Raw genomic sequence first — 317 nt, forward strand, 5'->3', positions numbered from 1 at the left:
GCGCTCGGCGTCGGCGCCCGCGAGCGGCGCGAACGCGCGCTCGCCGCGATCGACCTGATCGGTCTCGACGGCTTCGAGAACGCGTATCCGCGCGAGCTGTCGGGCGGCATGCGCCAGCGCGTGGGCTTCGCGCGCGCGCTCGTCGTCGATCCGACGATCCTGCTGATGGACGAGCCGTTCTCCGCACTCGACGTGCTGACGGCCGAAACGCTGCGTACCGACCTGCTCGACCTGTGGACGCAAGGCCGCATGCCGATCAAGTCGGTGCTGATCGTCACGCACAACATCGAGGAAGCGGTGTTCATGTGCGACCGGAT

1 protein-coding gene is annotated in these 317 nt (G+C 68.5%); it reads left to right on the forward strand.

Annotated features, from left to right (window positions below):
* A partial coding sequence (locus U5771_RS35450; protein ID WP_322028222.1) for an ATP-binding cassette domain-containing protein occupies positions 1–317 on the forward strand: 317 nt, incomplete at both ends.

Origin of the sequence: Burkholderia sp. BCC1977, assembly GCF_905339595.1 — a bacterium.
In the GTDB taxonomy this organism is placed as follows: domain Bacteria; phylum Pseudomonadota; class Gammaproteobacteria; order Burkholderiales; family Burkholderiaceae; genus Burkholderia.